We start from the raw sequence: 20,581 nt of genomic DNA, 5'->3' as shown, positions 1-20,581 counted from the left end.
CTCGCCGAGCCCTCAGGCTCTCAGTCGAGGCGGGCGGGGGACACCTCGCCCGCCTCGACGATCGCCTCCTGCGGGCCGCGCTGCTGCGGGATGCTGACCGAACCCTGCTGCAGCGCCACCGTCCGCGCGGGCGCCGGGATGCGGATGCCCTCGTCGCGGTAGCGCTTGTGCAGTGCCTTGATGAACTCGTGCTTGATCCGGAACTGGTCGCTGAACTCGCCCACGCCCAGAATGACGGTGAAGCCGATCCGGGAGTCGCCGAAGGTGTGGAAGCGGATCGCCGGCTCGTGGTCCGGGACCGCGCCGCTGCACCCGGTCATCACCTCGGCGATGACCTCCATGGTCACGCGCTCGACCTGCTCCAGGTCGCTGTCGTAGGCGACTCCGACCTGGACCAGGATGGTCAACCGCTGCTCCGGGCGCATGAAGTTGGTCATGTTCGTCTTCGCCAGCTGCCCGTTGGGGATGACGACCAGGTTGTTGGAGAGCGCGCGCACGGTCGTCTGACGCCAGTTGATGTCCTCGACGTAGCCCTCCTCGCCGCTGCTCAGCCGGATGTAGTCGCCGGGCTGCACGGTCTTCGAGGCCAGGATGTGGATGCCCGCGAAGAGGTTGGCGAGGGTGTCCTGCAGCGCCAGCGCGACGGCCAGACCGCCCACGCCCAGGGCGGTGAGCATCGGGGCGATCGAGATGCCCAGCGTCTGCAGCACCACCAGGAAGCCGATCGCCAGGACCAGGACCCGGGTGATGTTCACGAAGATCGTGGCCGACCCGGCGACCCCGGAGCGGGAGGTGGTGACCGCCCGTACCAGACCGGCGATCACCCGGGCCGCCGTCACCGTGACGACGAAGATGAGCACCACCGTCAGCACCTGGTTGACGTGGTTCTGGACCGTTCTGGTCAGCGGCAGCACCGCTCCCGCGGAGGCCGCTCCGCCCACGATCGCCGCCCACGGCACCACCGTGCGCAGCGCGTCGACGATGACGTCGTCGCCGCTCCAGCGGGTGCGGTCGGCGTGCTTGCCCAGCCAGCGCAGCAGCATGCGCAGCAGGAACGCGGCCAACAGGCCCGCCGCCAGCGCGACTGAGGCGATGACCAGGTCGTCCACGGTGAGCGCTCGGTTCACCGGTTACCTCCAAGTTCAGGATGTGCAGCCGCTCATCCTGCCCTATTCCGCACAGGAGTTCGTACCTGGTGGCCGCCCGGACGGTGCGGTTTCGGACGACGTCCTGCGCCCGGGGACGGCGGCAGGCCGGCGCGCAGTGATCGCCGACGGCGTCCAGGGCGCCGGAGCGGCGAGGGCTTCGAAGGGGGAGAGGCGCGATGACGGGTGCGGTCCTCGCGGTCGACCAGGGCACGTCCGGCACCAAGGCGCTGGTCGTCTGCCCCGAGCGCGGCGTCGTCGGCACCGGGTTCGCCGAGGTGCACCCCCGCCATCTTCCCGGCGGCCTGATGGAGGTCGACCCGGAGGAGCTGTACCGCTCGGTGCTCGACGCGGGCCGCCGGGCCCGGGTCCGAGGCCCGCGAACCCGTTGTCCCACTGGGCCTTGCCAACCAGGGCGAGAACGTACTCGCCCGGGACCCGGCAACCGGCCGCCCGCTGACCGACGCCCTGGTCCGGCAGGACCGCCGAGCCGAGCCCGTCTGCACCGAACTCGCCCCGCAGGCCGACGAGTTACGGCAGCTGACCGGCCTGCCCCTCGACCCGTACTTCGCCGCGCCCAAGATGTCCTGGATACGACGGCACCGCACCCACGAGGGCGTCGTCACCACCAGCGACGCCTGGCTGATCCACCGCCTCACCGGCGCCAACGTCACGGACGCCGACGCGGCCGTACGCACCGGAGCAGTCGTCCGCACCGGGGTGACCCCCTGCGCCTCGCCGCCGGCTGGGCGCGCCGCGTTGATCCGAAGGGCGGGCCGGTGCGGGCGGAGGTCCGGGAGCTTCGACCGGGCGAGCCAAGAGACAGGGGCGCAAGATATCTCTAGGGCATGGAAGTTGTTGCGACGAGCGTCATAGCCGTGTTCGGCACGCTGCTGGGCTCCGCGCTGACCTACGTGTTCCAGCGGCGCACGGCCGACCGGGCCCAGCAGTTCACCAGGAACGAGCGGCTGCGGCAGGAACGCATCGAGGCCTACTGTGCTTTCGCCGGCGCGCTCGCGAACTACCGCCGCGGCCAGATGGACCTCTGGTTCGCAAGACGTGACCGGTTGCCCGAATCCGAGCTGCGTGACTTGCGCAGAGAGGAACAGGCCCTGCGGGCGGCCGCGTTGGAGGCGATGTTCCGGGTGGAGCTGCTGACGGAGGAGCCGGGTCCGGTCGAGGCCGGCCGGCAGGCACTGGAGTCGATCGACCGGATCAACCGCGCCGGGACCCGGGCGGAGCTCGACCAGGAACGCACGACCTCACGGACGTTGCTGTACGCCTTTGTCACCTCTTCGAAGCCGCATGTCGCGCCCCCGGCCGGAGGCGCATCCGTCACCCGTCCGTGAACGACCCGTGTCGTCCCGCACCGGCAGCGAAGCGTGCCGCCCCCTCCAGGCTCTCCGCCAACGCCCCCCTGCCATAGCGGAGTTCGCCCCGCATGGCCTCCTCCTCTTCCAGCCCGTCCTGCTCCAGCACCGACGCCCGGTCGCCCCGCAGACAGGCCTGTGGGAAGCGGGCGATCTCGGCGGCCAGCGCCTCCGCCTCGGTGCGTGCCGTGCCGGTGGGGACGAGCCGGTTGGCGAGGCCCATCTCGTATGCCTCCCGCGCCGGCACCGCCCGCCCGGTGAGGATCATGTCCAGTGCGCGGCTCTGCCCGATCAGCCGGGGCAGCCGTACCGTGCCGCCGTCGATCAGCGGGACGCCCCAGCGGCGGCAGAACACGCCGAAGACGGCATCCTCCTCGGCGACCCGCAGATCACACCAGAGCGCCAGCTCGAGCCCGCCGGCCACGGCATGCCCCGCGACCGCGGCGATCACCGGCTTGGACAGCCGAAGCCGCGTCGGCCCCATCGGGCCGTCCCCGTCCTGCGCGACCCGGTTGCCGCGCTCGGTGCCGATCGCCTTGAGGTCGGCGCCCGCGCAGAACGTGCCGCCCTCGCCCCACAGCACCGCCACCCGCGCCTCGTCGTCCGCCTCGAACGCCCGGAAGGCGGCTACGAGTTCGGCGGCCGTCGGACCGTCCACCGCGTTGCGGGCCTCGGGGCGGGAGAGGACGACGGTGGTGACGTGTCCCTGGCGTTCGGTACGGACCGGCATGGGGCGGCCCCTTTCTCCGACAGTGCCGGTGCGGTCGGTGACCGGCGGGGCGATCGTGGAACGGCTGTGCGAGGCTGGAACACCGTACAGAGGAGTGTTCCTGATGGCAGCTGCACCTGCGGGCGCGCCGCCGGTCGCCGTCGTGACCGGCGCCAACCGCGGTATCGGGTACGAGGTCGTGCGGCAGCTCGCCGCCCGCGGCCACCACGTGGTGCTCGGCTCCCGCGACCTCGCCAAGGGGCGTGCCGCCGCCGCGCGTATCGACCCGGGTGGCGAGCGGGTGAGTGCGGTACAGCTCGACGTCTCCGACGCGGCGAGCGTGGCCGCCATGGCCGACTGGGTGGGCGGGAACCTGGGGCGTGTGGACGTGGTCGTCAACAACGCGGCGATCCTGTACGACACCTGGGCGCAGGCACGGTCGGCCGATCTCGGCGAGGTCCAAAGGGCCTTGGACACCAATCTGTTCGGTGCTTGGCGGGTCACCCAGGCGCTGCTCCCGCTGCTGCAGCGCAGCCCGCACCCGCGGGTGGTCATGGTGAGCAGCGAGGGCGGTTCGCTGCAGTCGATGAGCGGCGGAACCCCTGCCTACAGCGTCTCCAAGGCCGCGCTGAACGCCCTGACCTGCCTGCTGGCCGGTGAGTTGCGCCGGCATCGCGTTCTTGTCAACGCGATCTGTCCCGGCTGGGTCGCCACCGACATGGGCGGCGGTGGCGGACGTCCCGTCGCTGAAGGAGCCGCCGGGATCGTGTGGGCGGCCACGCTGCCCGACAACGGGCCGACCGGCGGCTTCTTCCGGGACGGCAAGCCGGTGCCGTGGTGACACCGGGGAGGCGGCTCAGATGACCTTCAGCCGTACCAGCGCGCCCAGCGTCAGTGCGCCCGGCAGCAGCGGCAGCCACACCGTGATGATCCGGTAGGCGAGCACCACCGCCGTCGCCACGGCCACCGGACCGCCCGCCGCCACCAACGCCACGACCAGCGCCGCCTCCACCGAGCCGAGCCCGCCCGGCGTCGGCACCAGCGCGACGGCGACCGTCGCCGCCAGATACGCGACCGCCATGTGCACGGGCGGCACCGGCAGCCCCAGCGACATGCCGACCAGGACCAGCCCGGCCGCCTGCAGCGCGGGGAAGGCGAGCGAACCGCCCCACAGCGCGAGCGCGCGGGACGGGCGGGTGTGCACCGAGCGCAGCTCGCACAGCGCCGTGCGCAGGAAGGACACGACGGCCGTGCGCAGCCGTCGTACGAGAACCAGGACGGCCGCGGCCACGACCACGGCCCCGGCGACGGCGAACAGCAGCGGGCCCACCGCACCGTCGGGCAGCAGCGTGCCGAGGTGCAGCGCGCCCGGGAAGGCGAGCAGCAGCCCGGCCAGCAGGCTCAGCCGGGCGACCGTCTCAGCCAGCAGATACAGGGCGAGCGCGGCCGAGGAGCGGGCGAGCGGAATCCCGCACACGGTCATGAACCGCAGGTTGACCGCGCCCGCGCCGAGGCCGGTCGGCAGCAGGTGGTTGGCCGAGCCCGCCGCGAACTGGGTGGCGAGCAGCCGCCGCTTGGGCAGCCGGTCGACAACCGCGCCCTGCCGGGTGAAGGCGGCCGCCACCCAGGTCAGACAGGTGGCGCCGGCCGCCGCCAGCAGCCAGGGCCACTCGGCGGCCCGTAGATGACCGAAGCCCTCGACGAGGACCGAGCGGTGCTGCACGGCCACGACGGACACGAGCAGCAGCGGCAGCAGGCACAGGATCTGCCGGAGCACGCGGGCCGGGACGCGTCGGGGGAATCGTCCTGGGGGCAGTGGCCCTTGGGGAAGGTGTACCGCAGTCACATCCGGAGAGGGTTTCCAGGCCGTGCCAACGGCGGGTTGCGGAAGCGGGGACAGCGGCTGAAGCGGGGACAGCGGCTTGCGTACGGTCATCGGGTCCTTCGCGGGGGACGTCAGGAAAACATTGACCTCAATGTCGCTTGAGGTCCTACGGTCTCTCTCATGAGCATGGAGACCACAGCCTGGATGCAGCTGCACAGTGTCATGAACGCCGAGCAGGAACGGCGCCCTCTGGCGCGCGCCACGCTGCGCCGTATCGCCGCCTTCGCCCGCCCGCACCGCGCCCGCATGGTGCAGTTCGTGGTGCTCGGGGTGGTGACCGCACTGCTCGCCGTCGCGACCCCCGTACTGGCCGGGCGTGTCGTGAACGCGATCGTGTCGGGCGGCGACGAGGCCAAGGTCGTACGCCTGGCCCTGCTCATCGCGCTCATCGCGGTCGCGGAGGCGGCCCTCGGCATCCTCGGCAGGAGACTTTCTGCGACGCTCGGGGAGGGACTCATCCTCGATCTGCGCACGGCTGTGTTCGATCATGTGCAGCGGATGCCGGTCGCGTTCTTCACACGCACACGTACGGGAGCGCTGGTCTCCCGTCTCAACAACGACGTGATCGGCGCCCAGCGTGCGTTCAGCAACACACTGTCCGGAGTGGTCAGCAACCTGGTCACCCTCCTGCTCACCCTTGCCGTCATGCTGACGCTGTCCTGGCAGATCACCCTGCTCGCGCTGGTGCTGCTGCCGGTGTTCGTGATCCCCGCCCGGCGCATGGGCAGCCGCATGGCCCGTATGCAGCGGGAGGCGGCGACGCTCAACGCGGCGATGGGCACCCGGATGACCGAGCGGTTCTCCGCTCCGGGAGCCACGCTCGTCAAGCTCTTCGGGCGGCCGGAGGAGGAGTCGATGGAGTTCGCGGCCCGCGCCCGCCGGGTCGCGGAGATCGGCGTGCGCACAGCCACTGCTCAGTCGGTGTTCATCACCGCCCTGACCCTGGTCTCCTCCCTGGCCCTCGCCCTGGTCTACGGCCTCGGCGGCTGGTTCGCGCTGCGCGGCAGCCTGGAGCCGGGCGCGGTCGTGTCGCTGGCGCTCCTGCTGACCCGCATGTACGCCCCGCTCACCTCGCTCGCCGGGGCGCGCGTCGAGGTGATGAGCGCCCTGGTCAGCTTCGAGCGGGTCTTCGAGGTGCTCGACCTCAAGCCCCTCATCGAGGAGAAGCCGGACGCGCACGCGGTGCCCGACGGCCCGGTCGCCGTCGAGTTCGACGACGTGCGCTTCGCCTACCCGTCCGCCGACAAGGTCTCCCTGGCCTCCCTGGAGGAGGTGGCGAGTCTGGACACCCGGGGCGGCGCCGAGGTCCTGCACGGCGTCTCCTTCCGGGCCGAACCGGGCCAGACCGTGGCACTCGTCGGCTCGTCCGGTGCGGGCAAGTCGACGATCGCCGGACTGCTTCCGCGCCTGTACGACGTCGACGGGGGCGCCGTGCGCGTAGGCGGGAGCGACGTCCGCGACCTGACCGCACGGTCCCTGCGCGCCACCCTCGGCATGGTCACCCAGGACGGCCACCTCTTCCACGACTCGGTCCGCGCCAACCTCCTGCTGGCCGCCCCCACGGCCACCGAGGACGAACTGTGGGACGCCCTGCGCCGCTCTCGCCTCGACGATCTCGTACGGTCCCTGCCCGACGGTCTCGACACGGTGGTCGGCGAGCGCGGTTACCGTCTCTCCGGCGGTGAACGCCAGCGCATGACCATCGCCCGGCTGCTGCTGGCCCGCCAGCGCGTGGTCATCCTCGACGAGGCCACCGCCCACCTCGACAACACCTCGGAGGCCGCCGTCCAGGAGGCGCTGGCGGAGGCGCTGGAGGGCCGCACCGCGGTCGTGATCGCCCACCGGCTGTCCACGGTGCGGGCGGCGGACGTGATCCTGGTGATCGAGGGCGGTCTGATCGTGGAGCGGGGGACGCACGAGGAACTGCTGGTGGCCGGCGGGCGGTATGCGGAGCTGTACCGGACGCAGTTCGAGGAGCGCGACCGGGAGGGTGGCGCGCCGGACGTCGAGGCGGTGGCATAGCGCCCATGCGCAACCATCTGGTTGCGCATCGGACCGGGATGTGCAACCGTTGGGTTGCGCATCCCGATGGTTCGAAGGAGACTGGGCCGCCATGATTCCCGACGCGATCGAACGCTCCGTACTGATCAACGCCTCGCCGGAGAGGGTGTGGACCGTGTTGACCGAACCCGCCTTCCTCGGCCGCTGGTTCGGCAATGGCGGACCGGTCAAGATCGACCTTCGCCCGGGCGGCCTGCTGGTCTTCGAGCATGGAGTGCATGGAGTCATCCCGGCCCGCATCGAGACAGTCGATCCGCCCCGCGTCCTTGCCTGGCGCTGGTCCCAGGGTGCCGCCGGTGAGGAGCCGGACGACAGCAACGCCACCCGGGTCGAGTTCACCCTCACCCGGGACGACTCCGCGGACCGCACCCGGCTCACGATGGTCGAGAGCGGTTTCGGCCGCCTGGGACTGCCGGACGACGAGGCCGCCGACCGCCACCGCGCCAACGCAGGGAACTGGCCCGCCAAACTCGACCAACTGCGCACGGAATGCGAACAGGCCGCAGCATGACCGGCACCGCAGAGGCCGTGCCGGCCCCTGAGGACGTACTGACGGCCATGGCAGATCCGGTCCGCAGGGAGATCCTCGCGGCCCTCGCTCGTACCGGCGGCGCGACACCGACATCCCTGGCTGCCGTCCTCCCCGTCACCCGGCAGGCGGTGGCCAAGCATCTGGCCGTCCTCGATCGGGCGGGCCTCGTCCGCTCCCGCCGGGCCGGACGCGAGGTCCACTACGAGGCCGAGCTGCGGCCGCTCAGGCAGGCCACACGGTGGCTCGACGTGCTCGCCGACCGGTGGGAGCAGCGCCTCGAGGCGATCAGGGAGCTGGCGGAGGGCGGCAGCGAGGCCTGATCCGGGGGTGTGCGCCGTAGCGGCAACGACGCGGTGGTGGTGCGGCACACGGGCCGCACCACCACTGTCACCCAGCAGGCCCGGGTCCTACGACGAGACCAGCGCCTCCCGCTTCCGGCCCACCCGTTCGCGGACCAGCGCGAACACGACCACGGCGATGGCCACCAGGGTGGACAGGACCACCTGGTCGCGTCCGCCTCCGTCGGCCGTGTCGGTGAGCATGTAGCCCAGGACGAAGGTGATCAGGGCGATGGTGGCCCAGGTCAGGTAGGGGTAGAGCCACATCCGCACGACGAGCTTCTCCGGCGTCTCCCGCTCGATGATCCTGCGCATCCGCAGCTGCGAGAAGCAGATCACCAGCCACACGAACAGGGCGATCGCACCGGAGGAGTTGAGCAGGAACTGGAAGACCGTGTCCGGCCACAGGTAGTTGAAGGCCACCGCCACGAAGCCGAAGACCACCGAGGCCAGGATGGCCGCCTGCGGCACACCGCGCTGCGTGGTGCGGCCGAAGGAGGCGGGGGCGTCACTGCGCCTGGCTAGCGAGAACGCCATGCGTGAGGCGGTGTACAGGCCGGAGTTGAGGCAGGACAGCACCGAGGTCAGCACGATGGCGTTCATGATCTGGCTCGCGTGCGGGATGCCGATGGAGCTCAGGGCGGCGACGTAGGAGCCGTCCTTGAGGATGGCCGGGTCGTCCCAGCGCAGCAGCGACACCACGATCAGGATCGAGCCCAGGTAGAAGACGGCGATGCGCCAGATCACGCTGTTGGTGGCCTTGGTGACCGCGCCCTGCGGGTCCGCGGACTCGCCGGCCGCGAGCGTGACGATCTCGCTGCCCATGAAGGAGAAGACCACCATCAGCACGCCGGTGAGGATCGCTCCCGGCCCGTGCGGCAGGAACCCGCCGTGCGCGGTCAGGTTGGAGAAGCCGGACGCCGGGTGGTCGGAGCCGGGCAGCAGACCGAAGATCGCGAGACCGCCCACCACGATGAACGCGGCGATCGCGACGACCTTGATGCCGGCGAACCAGAACTCGAACTCGCCGTAGGAGGCGACCGAGGCGAGGTTGCTGACGGTCAGCACCACCATCACGATCAGCGCCCAGCCCCACTGCGGGACCGCCGGTATCCAGCCGGCCAGGATCTTCGCGCCGGCGGTCGCTTCGACCGCGAGCACCACGACCCAGAAGAACCAGTACAGCCAGCCGATGGTGAACCCGGCCCAGCGCCCCAGCGCCCGGTCGGCGTACGCGGAGAACGAGCCCGAGGTGGGGTTGGCCGCGGCCATCTCGCCCAGCATCCGCATGACGAGGACGACGAGGATGCCGACGAGGGCGTAGGAGACGAGGATGCCGGGGCCGGCGGCGGCGATGCCGGAGCCGGAGCCGACGAACAGGCCGGCGCCGATGACACCACCGATGGCGATCATCGACAGGTGGCGGTTCTTCAGGCCGGCCTGCAGACCGGAGTCTGCCGGAGTGCCATCGGTGCTGGTCACCGGGGGCGGAGCGGAAACAGGGGGACGTGTGGTCATCTCGACATCTCTCGTTTGAGGGAGTGCGGACGAAGGGGACGGGCGCCGTGCCGGGGAAATTAGTTCAGTACGATCCAAAAGAACAGTCTTGTTTAACTGTTCACCATGCTCTATTTTCCGAGCATGCATCCGAGCGCGCACAGGGCACTGCTCCGCCGCCCGCCGTAACCCCCGCTCAGCAGGCCGTTAAGGTGACGTCGTGGTGAATGCAGCGGGCAAGTTCGGGCCCTACGGTCAGCCGGCTCCGGCGTCGGTGGCCGGTGTGCACGACGCCCGAGTGCTGCCCGGCCGCGGCCAGACCGGCGCGGAGCTCGTCCGCTCACGGATCGCCCTGCAGGTGCGCCTGACCTCCGTCTCGCCGGGGGACCGGCTGCCCGACGCCGGCGTCCTGGCCGAAGAGCTGGGCATCGGGGAGATCACCGTGCGGCGGGCGCTGGAGGCCATGTGCCAGGACGGTCTGCTCGACCGCCGGCGTGGCCGGACCGGCGGCACCTTCGTCGCCCAGGGCTGGGACACGATCGTCCCGGCGCTGCACGACGAGGGCGAGGCGGCCTCGCTGAACGCCTTCCATCTGCTCCTGGAGTGCGGCCTCGTGGCCCACGGTGCGGGCGAGGTGCCGGCCGGTCGGCTCGACGGTCTGCAGGCACTGGTCGACGAGATGGACCTGACCGACGACCCCGGACCACTGCTCATGCTCGAGACCCGCTTCCACCTCGACCTCGCCGAGGCGCTCGGCGGCGCGGGCGTCCGCGAACTCACCGCCGACCTCCTCGGCCGGCTGTGCCTGGTGCAGCCCACTCCGGCCCCCGATGTCGTACGGGCACGCAACCGCTGCCACGCCGACCTGCTCACCGAACTCGGCCGCGGCGCACTGGACCCCGCCGTTCAGGCGGTCAAGGCACACCAGCACACCCACCCCGGCTGACATCCCCCGCGCACCGCTCGCACCGCCGCACGCACCGGATCAGAAGGAGCCGCCGCCATGCCCGACCCCAAAGCCGTCGGTCCGCCGCCGACGCCGGGCGCCGTCGGCGGCACGCCCCAGCGGCTGCGCGGCGGCGTGCTCGGCATGGCCGACATCGCCGCCGCCACCATGGCCAACGTCGGCCCGGCCATGAGCTTCTTCTTCGGCTTCGCCTTCCTGTCCACCACCGCCGGTGTCGCGTCCCCGCTGACCATCCTCGCGGCGGGCATCGCGGTCGCCCTGCTGGGCAACACGCTCGCCCAGTTCTCCCGCGCCCACCCCTCGGCGGGCAGCTTCATCACCTTCGTCGGCAAGACCTTCGGGCCGGTCAGCGCGGTGACCACGGCCCTGCTCGCCGTACTCGGCTACATCATCGCGATGGCCTCCGTCATCGCGATCTCCGGCGGTTTCGTGCAGATCACCCTGCACCACTACACCGGCGTCGACCTGCCCTGGATCATCTGGACGCTGCTGCTGACCGGACTGTCGGTGGTGCTGATGCTGCGTGGGGTGGTGGTCTCCACCAAGTGGGCCGGCTACTTCTTCGGCGTCGAGATGCTGGTCCTCGTCGTGGTCTCGGTCGCCGCCCTCGTCGAACACCGCGGCAACCTCTCCGCCGCGCCGTTCCTGCCCGACCACATCCACCACGGCCTGCGGGGCCTGGCGGCGGGCTTCCCGCTTGCGGTCTATCTCTTCATCGGCTGGGAGAACTCCGCGGCCCTGGCCGAGGAGACGGAGAACCCCCGGCGCAACGTCGGCCGCGCCGTGTTCTCCTCCATCGGGATCATGACCGTGAGCTACATCCTCTTCTCCTACGCCACGGTCACCGGCTTCGACTACGACGTCGCCCGGCTCGGCGAGGCCCGCATCCCGTTCATCGACGTCGCCCACGACACCCTCGGCGCGCTCGCGTTCCTCGCCTACCTCGGCGGTCTGACCTCCACCCTCGGTGTGCTGATCGCAGGCATCAACTCCCAGGCCCGCCTGGTGTTCAACGCCGGACGCGAGGGACTGCTGCCGTCGTTCTTCGGCTACGTCCACCCCACCCGCCGTACGCCGAACAACGCGATCGTCACCTTCGCCGCAATCTCCCTGCTGATCATCGGCGGCTGGGGGCTGGGCCATTTGCTCGGCGCCGACGGCGGCCCGATGAATCCCGTCGTCTTCTTCACCGAGTCCTCCAGCCTGGGCTCCATCCTCATCCTGCTGGTCTATCTCGCGTCCAACATCGCCCTGCCGCTCTACTACCGCCGCTACCGGCCGCAGGAGTTCCGCACCGGCCGCCACCTGGTGCTGCCCGCCCTCGGCGCGCTCGCGATCCTGGTGCCGCTGTACTACCTGGCCAAGCCCGGCCAGCCCGCGCCGTACAGCTGGTTCCCCGTCGCGGCGCTGGTCGCCCTGCTGCTGTCCGTCGGTTACGCGAGCCTGCTGGTGCGCCGCGATCCGGGCCTGGCCGAGCGGGTCGGCTCGGTCGTCGCCGACGCCGAGTGAGGGCGCTCCCGGCCCGGTCCTGACGACTCCGGCCCTCTCCGCCGGGCCGCCCGACTCCTGTCCAATCTCTGTACGGGCGCCCGGTGTTCGGGATACCGTCACGTCACCACCATCGTCTGAAACGATTCAATCCCCGTCTGCTCAGGGAGGCGCAGTGACGTCGAACGGCACACCGGAGAACGACATCCCCAGACGCACCGTGATGGCCAGGGTCGGCGCGGTCGGGCTGACGGCGGCCCTCGCCTCCGCCGGACTCCCCGCAGCGGCGGCGCTCCCCGCCGAGGAGGAAGCCGCCCCTGTCGCCGACGACGCGGCCCGTCGCGCCAAGGGCTGGCACCGCTACGTCCAGGCGCCGTCCTCGCGCACCGTCCGGCCCGCCCGGATCGCCGCGACCAGCGGCGAGGTCGACAATGCCGAGGCGCTGCTCAAGCCCGGCGCAGCTGCAACGGTCCTGCGGCGTCCCCGCGCCGCGGCGGCACCCCGCTGGCCCGACGGCACCACTGCCGAGGCCTCCTCGGCCCATGCCGGCAACAACGGCAACGACGGTCAGCCGCGTACCTACGACGCCGCCAACGCCATCGACGGCAACCCGGACACGTTCTGGAACGACGACACGGTCGGGGCGTTCCCCGACACCCTCACCATCCTCCTGCCGCAAACCATGCAGCTGCCCGGCGTCACAGTCGTCTCCAACAGCGACGGCGTACCGACCACGTTCACCGTCGAGGTGTGGCGCGACGGCGCATGGCAGACCGCAGCCACGGTCGTGGACAACGATGTCATCCAGAAGGCCGTGCCCTTCACCTCGCCGGTCACGACCGACCGCGTACGCATCACCGTGACGGCTGTGCAGGACACACCGCGCGGAGCTTTCACCCGTATCAACGAAGTCTGGCCCGCGCCCGTCGACCCGATCCCCGTGCCGAGCGTCACCGTGGACTTCGGCAAGGTCGTGGTCGGATACCCGCGGATCAACTTCACCTCGGCCTCCGACAACTCCCCGGGCGTGCGGCTGGCGTTCTCCGAGACCCGCCAGTTCCTCACCGACCGCTCGGACTTCACCCGCTCCGACCAGGCGGGCGGCACCGGACAGGGCACGGACCAGTTCGCCGTCCCGGCAACCGGCGCCGACTGGACCGACCACAAGGGCTTCCAGTCCGGTGACAAGGTCTTCGCGGACGGGCTGCACGGCTTCCGCTACCTCAGGATCGCCCTCGACGCCCTCGCCACGGACGCTCCCGCGGCACAGCCGTGGGGCGAGGTCGAGATCGACTCGGTGGCCCTGCAGTTCACCGGATACCTGGGCACGCCCAGCACCTACCGCGGCTGGTTCCTGTGCTCCGACGAGGAGCTGAACCGCTACTGGTACGGGGCGTCGTACACCAACGAACTGGTCACCGACACCTTCCGCCAGGACGACGTCGACCCGCGCGGCGCCTGGAGCGCCGGCCTGGAGGGCAAGCTGGTCCTGCACGACGGCGCCAAACGCGACCGCGACCCCTACGTCGGCGACCTCGCGGTCTCCGCACGCACCCTGTACCTGACCCACGACGACACCGCCGAAGCGGCCCGCAACGTGCTCGCCGACCTCGCCGCGCACCAGCGCTCCGACGGCTGGATCCCGCCCGCCTCCATCTCGAACTACACCCTGCCCCTCTTCGACTATCCGCTGTACTGGGTCACCTGCAGCTGGGACTACGTCCTCTACACCGGCGACACTTCCTACGCCGCCCGCCACCACCCGAACCTGGTCAAGGTCCTGGACACCTGGTACCCCGGCGTCACGGACGACGCGGGTCTGCTGCGCAAGGGCCTGAACGGCACCGGCGGTTATGGCGACTACGCCTTCCTGGGCCGCACCGGCCAGGTCACCTACTACAACGCCCTGTACGTGCAGGCCCTGCGGGCCGGGGCCCGGCTGGCCCGCCTGCTGGGCCGCGGAAGCGACGCCGAGCGCTGGACCGCCAGGGCGGACAAGGTCGCCCAGGCCGTCAACGCGCTGCTCTGGGACGCGGCGGCGGGCGCCTACCTGGACTCCACCACCGGCCCGGTGCGTCATGCCCAGGACGGCAACGCACTGGCCGTGGTCACCGGCATCGCCGACGCGGACCGCGCCGCCTCGGCGCTCGCCCATCTCGACGCCACGACGCGGCGGCCGTACGGCAACGCCTTCATGGACAACGACACCCTCTTCGACCAGGCCTCCCAGCGCGTGTACGCCTTCACCTCCTACTCCGAGATCGAGGCCCGCTTCCTGACGGGCCGGGCCGCATCCGCGCTCGACCAGATCCGGCGCACCTACGGCTGGATGGACCAGAACGACCCCGGCATCACCCACTGGGAAGGCATCGGCCCCGGCGGCTCCCTGTACGAGGGCGCGTACACGAGCATGGCCCACGGCTGGTCCACGGGCGTCCTGCCGGCTCTGACGCACCACCTGCTGGGAGCCCGCCCGACCTCGCCCGGTTACGCCACCTGGGAGATACGCCCGCAGCCCGGAGACGTCGACTGGGCGACGGGTCAACTGCCCACGCCACACGGCCCGTTGCGCGTCGAGTGGGACAACGGCGATCAGGCTTTCCGCCTCACCGCCCACGTACCGGCACACACGCGGGGGTCGGTCTCCTTCCCCGGCGACGCGCACCGGCAGAGCGTGCGCGCCGGCCGGCAGACACTGTGGGACGGGCGTCGGGCGTCGACTCGGGGCGTGGAAGTGACGGGCGGGGTGATCACTGTGTCGGACCTCGGGCCCGGCAGCCACGGGTTCGTGTGTGAGCGGCTCGGCCAGCACAGATCGGTCTGGCGTACGGCCCAGGACGAGCCCTCTTCACCTTCGGGTGAGGAGGGCTCGTGATCAACGCAGTCCGGCTCATCGAGGACCGGGCCGATCGGGCACGTTACCGGCGCGACGGAGGGTGTCGCGGCCGCCAGGCGCACCGGCGAAGACCTCCCGCGGCGTGATCAACATCGCGAAGTCAAAGCGGAGGGCCGGACTCGCCTGGGGCGGAAGGGCCGTTGGAGGCCCCAAGGCCCGCGGCGGGCTCTACCATTGGCCCGTCGTCGTGTCGTGAGCGACGGGATATGGCACAGCCACGTCACGTAGTGACTGATCGCGGAGGGAGCAGAGTGTCCAATCCTCGGCTGGACGGCCACCTCGTGGCTGACGGCCCCGATCAAGCGGTTCGGTTCAGCCCCGCTTCGGGCGGCGGCCTGGAGCTGCTGCGGCGCGGCCTGGGACACCCAGTGCTGACGGAGGTGCTGCGCCACCTGCTGGAGAGGGAGAGGCAGGCGGCCGGCCGGCCGATCGCGTACTACGAGGACAGTCCCTGAGGTGAGAGAAAGTCCCGAAGGGGGAGCGGCGGCTTCGGCAGACGTGCACGCGTCGGCTCCGTGGCCTCACCGGCTGCTGGATGTGCCGGCCCTCCGCCACGCGGGTACACCGCCGATGCCCTTCCACCAGTTCGTCCTGAAACTGAACAGTCGCTGCAATCTGCTCTGCAATTACTGCTATGTGTACAACTCCGCAGACGACTCCTGGAGAGGCCGTCCCCCCAGGGTCGCGCAGGATGTGCTCGAACGCAGTGCCGAACGGATCGGTGAGCACGTGGCAGCCCACGGACTCGGACGGATCCGTATCGAACTGCATGGCGGTGAGCCGCTGCTGGGCGGCGTGGAGACGGCACTGCGTCAGGTCTCCGAGGTGCGCGCCGCGGTGCGGGCGGCCGCCGGCGCGCACTGCGAGGTGTGCGTCAGCGTCCAGACCAACGGCACGCTGCTGACCGCGGACGCCGTACGCCGGTTGGCGAAGGCCGACATCCGGGTCGGCGTCAGCCTCGACGGCGGCAGGGCCGAGCACAACAAGCGGCGCGTCGACCATGCCGGTCGGCCCGCCTGGGAGGCCGCCAGCCGTGGCCTCGTGCTGCTCGCCCGCCATCCCGAGGCCTACGCCGGCATCCTGTCCACCATCGATCTCGATCTGGACCCGGAGGATGTCTACGACTCCCTGATGGAGTTCAGTCCTGCCGCCCTCGACCTGCTCCTGCCGCACGCGAACTGGGAATCACCGCCACCTGGCAAGGGCCCTTCCAGCGCGGGCTCGGCGCCCTACGGGGAGTGGCTCGCCCGCGTCTTCGACCGCTGGTTCGACGACGGCCGGTATCGGACCCGGATCCGGCTCTTCACCGAAATCATCGGACTGCTCCTCGGATTCTCGAGCGGGGCGGAAGCCGTCGGGCTCTCCCCGGTTGCGGCCGTCCTCGTGGAGACGGACGGTGACATCGAGCAGGTGGATTCCCTCAAGGCGGCGTATCCTCAGGCGCCCTCGACCGGCATGAGTGTCTTCCGGAACAGCTTTGACGACGTGCTGGAGCATCCGGGCATCGTGGCACGGCAGTTGGGAGTCGGTGCGCTCTCCGGTGACTGCCTGCACTGTCCGATGTTGCGCGTTTGCGGAGGCGGCCACTACGCCCACCGCTATCGGAAGGGCAGCGGATTTCGAAACAGATCGGTATATTGCGCGGATCTCGAGCTGCTCATCAGACATGTCGCACACAGAATCGAATCGGTTCTGCGGTCGGGACCGCTCCTGCCCGATTGAATCAGTTCTCATTGCAAGGCAGTTGAAGCCGCGTCAGAATCCTGACGTGAACACTGGCGGGGGAGCGGCCGCGGCGGAGGAAATCTGGCGGGCCCAGAGCATCCGGTCGCAGGCGGCGGGGCGGCACAAGGCAGTGATCGGCCTGGCACGCACGACCGCGCTGGTGGCTGCGGGGGTGCTCGGAGCAGCCTCCGTACAAGTCATGCTGCTCGCCCCACAGGTCGGCCCGGGGTCCGCCTTCCTGGCTCTCATGGCGGCGGGAGCCGCGCCGCTCATGGCCCGGTGCCGGCAGACGGTGGGGCGGGATGCGGAGCTGGGCGGTTACGACCGTCCGAAGGCCGAAGAGATGGCCGGCCGGGCTCGGCCGGTCGAGCGGTGGGAGCAGGTACTGGCGGCAGTCTCCGTGGTGCTCGGCGCCGTGGCCGGCGCCATCGAAGCGGAGCAGACCGCCGGCTGGATCCCTGTCGTGGCCGCGGTCTCGGCCGTCGTGATCTCCCATGGGCCGTCGGCGCGCCACATGGCCCAGCAGGTCGAGTTCAGAAGAACCGCAAGTGAGCCGGAACGGCCGTCGCCGTGGTGGAAGCCGTGTGATCCGGTCACGGATGCGGATGCCGATCAGCTCGCCGAGCGGCAGGAACACGTCGTCTCGGTGCAGAGCGAGAGTTGGATGGCCAAGTGGATCGCGGACCGAAGGCGGGGCGAGGGTGGTCAAGGTGTTCATCAGCCACAGCACCAGTTCGGATGAACAGACCGCCCGGCTGCGGGACGCCATCGCGAAGGGTCTGGAGGAACGGCACCACACGGTGCTGCTGGACGTACGTCTCCAGGAGCCCGGCCGGCCCTGGCAGCTGAAGCTCGCCAAGTTCCTCGGCGAGTGCGACGCGGCCCTTGTCCTGGTCAACGAGGCCGCCCTCGGCTCGTCCTGGGTGCGCCGCGAGAGCAACATCCTGCACTGGCGCAAGACGTTGCATCCCGGCATGGTGCTGGTCACCGTGCTGGTGGGCGGAGTCACCGCCGGACAACTGCGGGCGTCCGAGCTGCGCTACCTCGCCGACGACGACGTCGAACGCGTGAGGACCTGGGCGGACGAGGAGGTCAACCGGCTCGTTGGGCAGTTTCCCCGGATTCGCCGACTGTGGGACGACGCGGTCAGCGCCTGGCTCGACAACATCGGCATCCAGCTCAGAGAGATCAAGGACCAGTCGACCCTTGCCCGGATCGCCACGGAGCTGGACATCCCCGCCGAGGAACACGAGGAACTGATTCCCGGGCTCGCCCCCGTGCTGCTGGCCTCGCAGATGCTCGACACGCACGACGTCGTGAAGTTGGGCAACGCGGTGCTGGTGGCCCGGATGGGCGGTCTGGAGAGGGATCGGGTGGGCCGGCTGGCGACGATGATCCTCCCGGTCTGGGTCGACCGGGACGAGGCCAGGCGCATCGTGAAGGAGACCGACGGCTCCATCCGCCGTGTCGTCATCTTGAACGTCGACAGCCCGCTGATCGGGGAGCAGTACCTGGCCAGGGCCTTCTGCGTCGACATCAGGAGCTACTACATAGCCAAAGCGGCGGGACGTCCCCCGGGCGACGACGACCCTGAGTTCTATCTGCTGGATCAGTGCGAGCAGGCGGTCAAGCAGGCGATCGGCCTGGATCCGGACCAGGAGCTCGACAACCCGGAGGAGCCGCGCAGCTTCGGACGCTTCTTTCTGCTGTTGGACGCCAAGCGGTGCGACCTGGGCATCGTGCAGCGAGTGATCGCCCAACTGCACGAGAAGATCCCGTGGATGCATGTCCTGGTCATTCCCGGCCGGGACGTCGACGTATGGGAGAGCTGGCCGGGAAGCCACGACGAAGTGCTGGTTCTCGACCCGCCGTTCGAGCAGAGGCATGAGACTCTGGTCAAGGCCGTCATGCGGCGCGTGAACGACTGCGTGCGTCCGAACGACAGGGGGGCGTGGTGAGCCAGGAACAGACCGGCGCGCAACAGCAGGGCGACCGTCTGACGGGGGCCGAATGGCTCGACACTCCCGACCGCGGCGACGGACGGGTTTATGTGATGCCGTCCGAACTGGACTTCGCGGTGAAGGTTGCCCTCGCCACCGGACGGCCGCTGCTGCTGCGGGGCATGCCCGGATCCGGCAAGTCCTCCCTGGCGCCGTTCATCGCCGGGCAGCTGGGCTGGCGGTACTACGAGCACGTGGTCACCTACCGCACACAACCGCGCGAACTGCTGTGGAGCTTCGACAGCGTACGCAGGCTCGGCGACGCCCAGGTTGCCGCACGTCGGGGAGAGAGGCCCGACGACGCCAGCTACGTTCAGCCGGGCGTCCTTTGGTGGGCCCTTGCCCCGCGGTCGGCCCGCAGGCGTGGCAGGCCCGAGGGCGCGGAGGTCCCGGACCCCTGCCCGGACCCGTTCGAGAAGACCAACGCGGACCGCAGCCCGGACCACGCCGTCGTCCTCATCGACGAGATCGACAAGGCGGATCCGGACGTGCCGAACAGCCTCCTCGTCCCGCTCGGCTCGCACCGGTTCGTCGTCGCGGAGATCGGCGAGGCGATCCGCACCGAGCAGCAGGCCGTCGCACCGGACCCGTCCCAGGAGAACGTGCACCGTGCCCGCCACCTCGTGGTGCTGACCACCAACGAGGAACGCGAGCTGCCCCAGGCCCTGTTACGGCGGTGTGTGGTGCATGTGCTTCCGGAACACGACAAGCAGATGCTCGTACGGATCGCGAAGAAACACATGGCTGTCTGGCCCGGCGAAGTCACCACGGCCGACGAGGAGCTGGCCGAGGCGGTGGCCGACAAGCTGATGAAGGTGCGGGAGCAGGCCGACAAACAGGACGTACGGCGGCCGAGCACGGCCGAGTTCCTCGACGCCCTGCTTGCCTGCCGGTCGCTGGGCATCCGCCCGGGCGACGAAGAGTGGCAGCTGCTGACCCAGAACGTGCTGATCAAACCACAGCAGATGACAGGTGACCCCGCATGACGGGGGAGGCCTGGCTCGGGGATGTCGCGCGGGCCGCACGGGCCCTCGGCACTCGCTCTCCGGAGGATCTGGCTCGGATCGCGGCGCTGCTGGGTATGGGCGGCTCACCGGCCGAACCGGCGCCGACCGGCCGGGAGGAGGCGGCCCCGGATGCTCCCGCCTGGCAGGCACCGGCGCAGGAGGAGGACGCCGGACGGCCACGGCCGGACACTGATCAGTCGGTCTTCGGCAGGCGGGACGAACCCGCCCGCTCCGGCACGGTCACCGTCCTCGTGCCCGTCGACGAGCGCAGCCGGCCCGCGCACAGCTGGACCACGCCTTCGCTGCCACGCCCCCGGGGGAGGGGCGAAGCAGCCCAACGGCCTCCGCACTTACCGCTGCTCGCACCGCGCTCCACGGCGGCACTGCTCACGATGGTGCTGTCCAGGGTCACCCCCGAGGGCGAACTCGACGTCGACCGCGCCACGGAGGAACTGGCCCGCGCCCGGCCGCTGACCGCCATTCCCCGGCGGCCACTGCCCACGCTCCGTTACGGAGTGCAGATACTCGCCGACACTTCCGGCGCCATGGAACCCTTCGCCCGGGACGTGGAGGACGTGATCTCCCATGTCCGCGCGCTCGCCGGCGTTGCCGGTACCCAGGTGCTGCGTTTTGCGGACGTGCCCAGTCGCGGCGCGGGTCCCGGTGCACGGGCGACCTGGCAGCGGCCGTACAGGCCGCCCCGGCCCGGCGTGCGCGTGCTGATACTTTCCGACCTCGGCGCCGGTGGGCCCGCTCTGAACCCGTGGCGTGCCACCGAACAGGAGTGGCGGACCACCATCGACACCATCCGCCAGCGAGGCTGTGAACCCGTGGCCCTGGTGCCGCTTCCCGAGCGGTACCTGCCCCGCTGGGCACGTGGGCTGCTGCCCATGCTGACCTGGGACCGTGGCACCACCGTCGGCAAGGCGCTGGGGGCCAGGCGTTGAGTGGGGAGCAACGG

Annotated in this window: 18 protein-coding genes and 1 pseudogene; 15 read left to right on the top strand and 4 right to left on the bottom strand. The window is 70.6% G+C overall.

Annotation, left to right across the window (positions count from 1 at the left end; genetic code table 11):
• Positions 1–20: 20 nt before the first annotated feature.
• Positions 21–1,127: a mechanosensitive ion channel family protein gene (locus IH68_RS0116400; protein ID WP_030935433.1), complete on the bottom strand. Its 1,107-nt coding sequence runs from the start codon at positions 1,125–1,127 to the stop codon at positions 21–23.
• Between the two features lie 197 nt (positions 1,128–1,324).
• Between IH68_RS0116400 and IH68_RS53135 the strand changes: the two are divergent.
• A pseudogene (locus IH68_RS53135) lies at positions 1,325–1,844 on the top strand (FGGY family carbohydrate kinase); the annotation flags it as partial.
• A gap of 149 nt (positions 1,845–1,993) precedes the next feature.
• The gene (locus IH68_RS0116395) at positions 1,994–2,494 is read left to right on the top strand and encodes a hypothetical protein (protein ID WP_030935430.1); all 501 of its coding nucleotides are present in this window, start codon (positions 1,994–1,996) and stop codon (positions 2,492–2,494) included.
• On the opposite strand, the gene IH68_RS0116390 is transcribed toward IH68_RS0116395, so the two are convergent.
• Positions 2,481–3,245 (bottom strand): crotonase/enoyl-CoA hydratase family protein, encoded by a 765-nt coding sequence (locus IH68_RS0116390; protein ID WP_030935427.1) that lies wholly within the window; start codon positions 3,243–3,245, stop codon positions 2,481–2,483. The genes IH68_RS0116395 and IH68_RS0116390 overlap by 14 nt on opposite strands.
• Positions 3,246–3,348: 103 nt before the next feature.
• On the opposite strand from IH68_RS0116390, the gene IH68_RS0116385 reads away from it, so the two are divergent.
• Positions 3,349–4,065 carry an SDR family oxidoreductase gene (locus tag IH68_RS0116385; RefSeq protein WP_030935425.1) on the top strand — a complete coding sequence of 239 codons (717 nt, stop codon included), beginning with the start codon at positions 3,349–3,351 and terminating at the stop codon, positions 4,063–4,065.
• A 15-nt stretch (positions 4,066–4,080) separates the two neighbouring features.
• Here IH68_RS0116385 and IH68_RS0116380 read toward each other — a convergent pair whose 3' ends face one another.
• Positions 4,081–5,070 (bottom strand): lysylphosphatidylglycerol synthase transmembrane domain-containing protein, encoded by a 990-nt coding sequence (locus IH68_RS0116380; RefSeq protein ID WP_234341380.1) that lies wholly within the window; start codon positions 5,068–5,070, stop codon positions 4,081–4,083.
• Positions 5,071–5,235: 165 nt separating this feature from the next.
• Between IH68_RS0116380 and IH68_RS0116375 the strand changes: the two genes are divergently transcribed.
• The 3 genes from IH68_RS0116375 (at position 5,236) to IH68_RS0116365 (ending at position 8,022) form a co-directional block, all read left to right on the top strand.
• Positions 5,236–7,131 carry an ABC transporter ATP-binding protein gene (locus IH68_RS0116375; RefSeq protein ID WP_037884875.1) on the top strand — a complete coding sequence of 632 codons (1,896 nt, stop codon included), beginning with the start codon at positions 5,236–5,238 and terminating at the stop codon, positions 7,129–7,131.
• Positions 7,132–7,222: 91 nt separating this feature from the next.
• A complete protein-coding gene (locus IH68_RS0116370; protein ID WP_030935416.1) occupies positions 7,223–7,681 on the top strand; it encodes an SRPBCC domain-containing protein in 459 nt (152 codons plus the stop codon).
• Positions 7,678–8,022, top strand: coding sequence for an ArsR/SmtB family transcription factor (locus IH68_RS0116365; RefSeq protein WP_030935414.1), 345 nt, complete (start codon positions 7,678–7,680; stop codon positions 8,020–8,022). The genes IH68_RS0116370 and IH68_RS0116365 overlap by 4 nt, the downstream gene beginning before the upstream one ends.
• Positions 8,023–8,109: 87 nt before the next feature.
• Here IH68_RS0116365 and IH68_RS0116360 read toward each other — a convergent pair whose 3' ends face one another.
• Positions 8,110–9,558 carry an amino acid permease gene (locus tag IH68_RS0116360; protein ID WP_030935412.1) on the bottom strand — a complete coding sequence of 483 codons (1,449 nt, stop codon included), beginning with the start codon at positions 9,556–9,558 and terminating at the stop codon, positions 8,110–8,112.
• A 199-nt stretch (positions 9,559–9,757) separates the two neighbouring features.
• Between IH68_RS0116360 and IH68_RS0116355 the strand changes: the two genes are divergently transcribed.
• From IH68_RS0116355 to IH68_RS51750, 9 genes are all read left to right on the top strand, one after another.
• Complete coding sequence (locus IH68_RS0116355) at positions 9,758–10,483, top strand: FadR/GntR family transcriptional regulator (RefSeq protein ID WP_030935410.1); 726 nt, start codon at positions 9,758–9,760, stop codon at positions 10,481–10,483.
• Between the two features lie 57 nt (positions 10,484–10,540).
• A complete protein-coding gene (locus IH68_RS0116350; RefSeq protein ID WP_030935408.1) occupies positions 10,541–12,013 on the top strand; it encodes an APC family permease in 1,473 nt (490 codons plus the stop codon).
• Positions 12,014–12,167: 154 nt separating this feature from the next.
• Positions 12,168–14,867: an alpha-L-rhamnosidase C-terminal domain-containing protein gene (locus tag IH68_RS0116345; RefSeq protein ID WP_107057472.1), complete on the top strand. Its 2,700-nt coding sequence runs from the start codon at positions 12,168–12,170 to the stop codon at positions 14,865–14,867.
• Between the two features lie 272 nt (positions 14,868–15,139).
• Positions 15,140–15,343, top strand: coding sequence for a YxD-tail cyclophane-containing RiPP peptide (locus tag IH68_RS0116340; protein ID WP_030935404.1), 204 nt, complete (start codon positions 15,140–15,142; stop codon positions 15,341–15,343).
• Between the two features lie 115 nt (positions 15,344–15,458).
• Positions 15,459–16,610, top strand: coding sequence for an FxsB family cyclophane-forming radical SAM/SPASM peptide maturase (locus IH68_RS0116335; protein WP_037884873.1), 1,152 nt, complete (start codon positions 15,459–15,461; stop codon positions 16,608–16,610).
• A 46-nt stretch (positions 16,611–16,656) separates the two neighbouring features.
• Positions 16,657–17,355, top strand: a complete 699-nt coding sequence (locus IH68_RS0116330; protein WP_051833478.1) for an SLATT domain-containing protein — start codon at positions 16,657–16,659, stop codon at positions 17,353–17,355.
• Complete coding sequence (locus tag IH68_RS0116325; RefSeq protein ID WP_030935396.1) at positions 17,315–18,571, top strand: toll/interleukin-1 receptor domain-containing protein; 1,257 nt, start codon at positions 17,315–17,317, stop codon at positions 18,569–18,571. The genes IH68_RS0116330 and IH68_RS0116325 overlap by 41 nt, the downstream gene beginning before the upstream one ends.
• Positions 18,568–19,599, top strand: coding sequence for an AAA family ATPase (locus IH68_RS0116320; protein ID WP_199931887.1), 1,032 nt, complete (start codon positions 18,568–18,570; stop codon positions 19,597–19,599). The genes IH68_RS0116325 and IH68_RS0116320 overlap by 4 nt, the downstream gene beginning before the upstream one ends.
• Positions 19,596–20,567, top strand: a complete 972-nt coding sequence (locus tag IH68_RS51750) for a hypothetical protein (RefSeq protein WP_051833476.1) — start codon at positions 19,596–19,598, stop codon at positions 20,565–20,567. Before IH68_RS0116320 ends, IH68_RS51750 begins: the two co-directional genes overlap by 4 nt.
• Positions 20,568–20,581 lie beyond the last annotated feature (14 nt).

The sequence above is a fragment of the Streptomyces sp. NRRL S-646 genome (assembly GCF_000720765.1).
GTDB lineage: Bacteria > Actinomycetota > Actinomycetes > Streptomycetales > Streptomycetaceae > Streptomyces.
The sequence above is the reverse complement of the archived record's forward strand: the minus strand, read 5'-3'. Positions and strand labels throughout refer to the sequence as shown.

Excerpts from the sequence above, each read along its gene's own strand:
- IH68_RS0116350 (WP_030935408.1), top strand. The coding sequence starts at position 10,541 with ATGCCCGACCCCAAAGCCGTCGGTCCGCCGCCGACGCCGGGCGCCGTC.
- IH68_RS0116385 (WP_030935425.1), top strand. The coding sequence starts at position 3,349 with ATGGCAGCTGCACCTGCGGGCGCGCCGCCGGTCGCCGTCGTGACCGGC.
- IH68_RS0116375 (WP_037884875.1), top strand. The coding sequence starts at position 5,236 with ATGGAGACCACAGCCTGGATGCAGCTGCACAGTGTCATGAACGCCGAG.
- IH68_RS0116365 (WP_030935414.1), top strand. The coding sequence starts at position 7,678 with ATGACCGGCACCGCAGAGGCCGTGCCGGCCCCTGAGGACGTACTGACG.
- IH68_RS0116335 (WP_037884873.1), top strand. The coding sequence starts at position 15,459 with ATGCCCTTCCACCAGTTCGTCCTGAAACTGAACAGTCGCTGCAATCTG.
- IH68_RS0116395 (WP_030935430.1), top strand. The coding sequence starts at position 1,994 with ATGGAAGTTGTTGCGACGAGCGTCATAGCCGTGTTCGGCACGCTGCTG.
- IH68_RS0116390 (WP_030935427.1), bottom strand. The coding sequence starts at position 3,245 with ATGCCGGTCCGTACCGAACGCCAGGGACACGTCACCACCGTCGTCCTC.
- IH68_RS0116360 (WP_030935412.1), bottom strand. The coding sequence starts at position 9,558 with ATGACCACACGTCCCCCTGTTTCCGCTCCGCCCCCGGTGACCAGCACC.
- IH68_RS51750 (WP_051833476.1), top strand. The coding sequence starts at position 19,596 with ATGACGGGGGAGGCCTGGCTCGGGGATGTCGCGCGGGCCGCACGGGCC.
- IH68_RS0116370 (WP_030935416.1), top strand. The coding sequence starts at position 7,223 with ATGATTCCCGACGCGATCGAACGCTCCGTACTGATCAACGCCTCGCCG.